The 4,185-nt window shown below is 68.2% G+C and carries 4 protein-coding genes; 2 read left to right on the top strand and 2 right to left on the bottom strand.

Annotated elements, in window-relative coordinates; genetic code table 11:
* Together ispG and ACR2FV_RS02285 are read left to right on the top strand one after the other, a co-directional pair.
* Positions 1-781 (top strand): flavodoxin-dependent (E)-4-hydroxy-3-methylbut-2-enyl-diphosphate synthase (gene ispG, locus ACR2FV_RS02290; protein WP_434014104.1); only part of this gene is annotated, 781 nt, incomplete at its 5' end.
* Positions 782-800: 19 nt separating this feature from the next.
* Positions 801-1,499 carry a uridine kinase gene (locus tag ACR2FV_RS02285; RefSeq protein ID WP_434014103.1) on the top strand — a complete coding sequence of 233 codons (699 nt, stop codon included), beginning with the start codon at positions 801-803 and terminating at the stop codon, positions 1,497-1,499.
* 80 nt (positions 1,500-1,579) lie between these two features.
* Here ACR2FV_RS02285 and glpK read toward each other — a convergent pair whose 3' ends face one another.
* Positions 1,580-3,118, bottom strand: a complete 1,539-nt coding sequence (glpK, locus tag ACR2FV_RS02280) for a glycerol kinase GlpK (RefSeq protein ID WP_434014102.1) — start codon at positions 3,116-3,118, stop codon at positions 1,580-1,582.
* A gap of 146 nt (positions 3,119-3,264) precedes the next feature.
* Positions 3,265-3,960, bottom strand: a complete 696-nt coding sequence (locus ACR2FV_RS02275; RefSeq protein ID WP_434014101.1) for an MIP/aquaporin family protein — start codon at positions 3,958-3,960, stop codon at positions 3,265-3,267.
* Positions 3,961-4,185 lie beyond the last annotated feature (225 nt).

Genomic DNA, 4,185 nt, shown 5'->3' with positions numbered 1-4,185 from the left:
GATCGCGGCGGCCGCCAAGGACGCCGGTGTCTCCATCCGGATCGGCGTCAACGCCGGCTCGCTAGACCCCCGGGTGATGGCCAAGTACGGCAAGGCGACGCCGGAAGCACTCGTGGAGTCGGCGGTCTGGGAGGCCTCGCTGTTCGAGGAGCACGACTTCCATGACTTCAAGATCTCGGTCAAGCACAACGACCCGGTCATCATGGTGCAGGCCTACGAGATGCTGTCCGAACGCGGCGACTGGCCGCTGCACCTCGGCGTCACCGAGGCCAGCCCGGCCTTCCAGGGCACGATCAAGTCGTCCGTGGCCTTCGGGACGTTGCTGGCCAAGGGCATCGGCGACACGATCCGGGTCTCCCTCTCGGCGCCGCCGGTCGAGGAGGTCAAGGTCGGCAACCAGATCCTGCAGAGTCTCAACCTGCGTCCGCGCAAGCTGGAGATCGTCTCCTGCCCCTCGTGCGGGCGGGCCCAGGTCGACGTCTACACCCTGGCCGACGAGGTCACTGCCGGGCTCGAGGGCATGGAGGTCCCGCTGCGGGTGGCTGTCATGGGCTGCGTGGTCAACGGACCGGGGGAGGCGCGCGAGGCAGACCTGGGCGTGGCTTCCGGCAACGGCAAGGGGCAGATCTTCGTCAAGGGCGAGGTCATCAAGACGGTGCCGGAGAGCCAGATCGTGGAGACGCTGATCGAGGAGGCGATGCGGATCGCCGAGGAGATGGAGGAGCCCCTCGACGCCGACGGTCAGCCCGCAGCGAGTGCACCCTCGGTCACCGTCGGCTGACCTGCGAGAGCATCGGGCAGTGGCGTATCCAGGGTTCGTGCCGGTGCGGCAGCTCGTCCTGGTGGACCTGCTGGGGCTGATGCTCGCGGTGCGGCCGGCGGAGCGGGCCGTGATCGCCGTGGACGGGGTGGACGGTGCCGGCAAGTCCCACCTGGTCGGTGAGCTCGTGGCCTTGGCGCCGCTCGTGGCGGGCCGCCAGGTGCTCGGAGTCTCGATGGACGGCTTCCACCACCCCACGGCCCAGCGGTATGCGCGCGGACGCACGGCGCAGACCTACTACCGCGACGCCTTCGACTACCCAGCGTTCGCGCGCCTGGTGCTCGAGCCGTTCCGCGCCGGGCGGGAGATCGTTGCCGCCGCGCATGATGTGTCCACCGGTCACCCGGTCAGCCCCGACCCGGTCGAGGCTGACGACGACGCCGTTCTGCTCGTCGACGGAGTGTTCCTGCACCGTCCCGAGCTGGTCGCGCGCTGGGACGCCAGCCTGTTCGTTCACGTGCCCTTCGAGGTGTCCGTGCCGCGGGGCCAGGCGCGGTTCCCCGGCCGGCGCCATGACGGCGACGTGGACCCCGAGCACCCGGCGCACGCCCGATACGTCGGGGCGCAGCGCTTCTACCTCGAGCAGGCTCCCGTCCAGCAGGCGACCTGGGTGCTGGACAACACCGAGCTGGCTCGGCCGCAGCTGCTGCACGGCGACCATGAGGAGCCTGTCGTCTGACGAAGGGCAGACGAGGATGAGCCCGGACCAGCGGGGGCAGGTCCGGGCTCATCGGCTTCGGGGTCACATGGCGTGCCAGCTCAGTCGTCAGCACCGTCCTGGGCGGACTCCTCGTCGGCCTCGGTGTCGTCGTCGACCCAGTCGAAGGTCTTCGTGACCGCCTTCTTCCAGTTGCGGTAGAGGCGCTCACGCTCGCCGTCGCGCATCGAAGGAGACCACCGCTTGCCCTCGTTCCAGTTGTCGATCACGTCCTGCTCGCCGTCCCAGAAGCCGACCGCGATACCGGCAGCGTAGGCCGCGCCCAGCGCCGTGGTCTCCGCGACCTCGGGACGCACGACGTCGACGCCCAGGATGTCGGCCTGGAACTGCATCAACGTCTCGTTGGCGACCATGCCGCCGTCCACGTGTAGCTCGGCCAGGTCGACCCCGGAGTCGGCGTTCATCGCGTCCGCCACCTCACGGGTCTGGAACGCCGTGGACTCCAGGGCGGCCCGGGCAATGTGGTGCTTGTTGACGAAGCGGGTGAGGCCCACGATGGCGCCGCGCGCATCGTCCTTCCAGTACGGCGCGAACAGACCGGAGAAGGCGGGCACGACATAGCACCCGCCGTTGTCGTCGACCTTCTTGGCCAGGTCCTCGATCTGGGGCGCGTCGCTGATCATGCCGATGTTGTCCCGCAGCCACTGCACCAGGGACCCGGTGACGGCGATCGAGCCCTCCAGGGCGTAGATCGCCTCCTGGTCACCGATCTTGTAGCAGACCGTGGTCAGCAGACCGTTCTCGCTGGGCACGATCTCGGTGCCGGTGTTGAGCAGCATGAAGTTGCCCGTGCCGTAGGTGTTCTTGGACATGCCCTTCTCGAAGCACGCCTGCCCGAAGGTCGCCGCCTGCTGGTCACCGAGGATGCCGGCGATGGGCGTGCCGAGCTTGGTGCTGTGGCCGTAGACCTCCGAGCACGACTTGATCTCGGGCAGCATCGACATGGGGATGCCCATGTCGGCGGCGATGCCCTCGTCCCAGCTCAGCGTCTGCAGGTCCATCAGCATGGTGCGCGAGGCGTTGGTCACATCGGTGACGTGCACTCCGCCGTCGACGCCGCCGGTGAGGTTCCACAGCACCCACGAGTCGGTGGTGCCGAAGAGCAGGTCGCCGGCCTCAGCCTTCTCGCGGGCCCCGTCGACGTTGTCGAGGATCCACTTGACCTTGGGTCCGGCGAAGTAGGTCGCCAAGGGGAGACCACAGACCGACTTGTACTTCTCCGGCCCCTCGTCGCCGCCCAGCTGGGCGACGATCTTGTCGGTGCGGGTGTCCTGCCAGACGATGGCGTTGTAGACCGCCTTGCCGGTGGTCTTGTCCCAGACCACCGCGGTCTCGCGCTGGTTGGTGATGCCGATGGCCGCGATGTCGCTCGGGCTGGCGTTGCCCTTGCCGATCGCCGTGCCGATCACCTCACGGGTGTTGTTCCAGATCTCGGCCGGGTCGTGCTCGACCCAGCCCGCCCGCGGGAAGATCTGCTCGTGCTCGAGCTGACCCTGCGAGTGGATGGTGCCCTGCTTGGTGAACAGGATCGCCCGGGTGCTCGTCGTGCCCTGGTCGATGGACAGTACGTAGTCAGCCATGCTCTTTCCTCCACGTCATTGTGCGGTTTGGGTCTCGTGCAGTCGGTGTCTTGTGCAGTCGGTGTCTTGCGCTGTTGGCACCTGGCTCGGGGTTGGTCTCGAGTATGCCGTGCGGCCAGGCCCGGCAGCCGGCATACCCGGCGGGATCAGACGTAGGCGGCGGCCTCCAGCCCGGCGAGGATGCCGCCGACCAGCGGAGCAGCGACGGGAACCCACGAGTAGGCCCAGTCACTGCTGCCCTTGCCGGGGATGGGCAGCAGGGCGTGCGCGATGCGCGGACCGAGGTCACGCGCGGGGTTGATCGCATAGCCGGTCGGACCGCCCAGGCTGATGCCGATGCCGACGACCAGCAGTGCAACGGCCAACGGACCGATCTCCGTGGGCGTCTTGCCGAAGAGCAGCACCACCAGCACCAGCACGAAGGTGCCGATCACCTCGGTGACGAAGTTCCAAGTGTAGTTGCGCAGCTCCGGCCCGGTGGAGAAGACGCCCAGCTTGACCGCCGGGTCGGCATCCTGGGCGAAGTGGTCCTTGTAGGCCAGCCACGTCAGCACGGCGCCGATGAAGGCGCCGAGCATCTGGGCAGCGAAGTAGATCAACGTGTTGACGAAGGACACCTCCACCCCGGGCGCGAACTCCTCCGCGCCGTTGGCGATCAGCCCGACGGTGACCGCGGGGTTGATGTGCCCGCCGGACTTGAACGCGACGAACACGCCGGCGAAGACACCCAAGCCCCAGCCGAAGTTGATCAACAGCCAGCCGCCGTTGAATCCCTTGGTCTTCGGCAGGATCGCGTTGGCGACCACACCACAACCGAAGAGCAACAGCATGGCTGTGCCCATAACCTCGGATAGGGCTCTCCACTTAACCGGACTTGTGCTGGTGAGGTCGTCGCCAAGGGTGGTCAGCGCGGGGACGGTCGATGCTGGGCGGGTGTCCCGTGGCGCCAGGCGGCCGTGGCGGGACCGGGCGGGGCCGGGGGCGCTTGATTAGCTGGCGGTAGCGGACGGGGTCGTGGGCGACCGCGAGCTGCAAGACGCGCAGGAACACCAGGCCGCGGCTGCGGG

Source organism: Ornithinimicrobium sp., from assembly GCF_051004135.1.
Classification (GTDB): Bacteria; Actinomycetota; Actinomycetes; order Actinomycetales; family Dermatophilaceae; genus Ornithinicoccus.
Note: the sequence above shows the minus strand (reverse complement) of the source record. Positions and strands in the feature narration are given on the sequence as shown.

What these genes read in the sequence shown, in the direction of transcription:
- glpK (WP_434014102.1), bottom strand. Translation starts at nt 3,118, where the DNA reads ATGGCTGACTACGTACTGTCCATCGACCAGGGCACGACGAGCACCCGG.
- ACR2FV_RS02275 (WP_434014101.1), bottom strand. Translation starts at nt 3,960, where the DNA reads ATGGGCACAGCCATGCTGTTGCTCTTCGGTTGTGGTGTGGTCGCCAAC.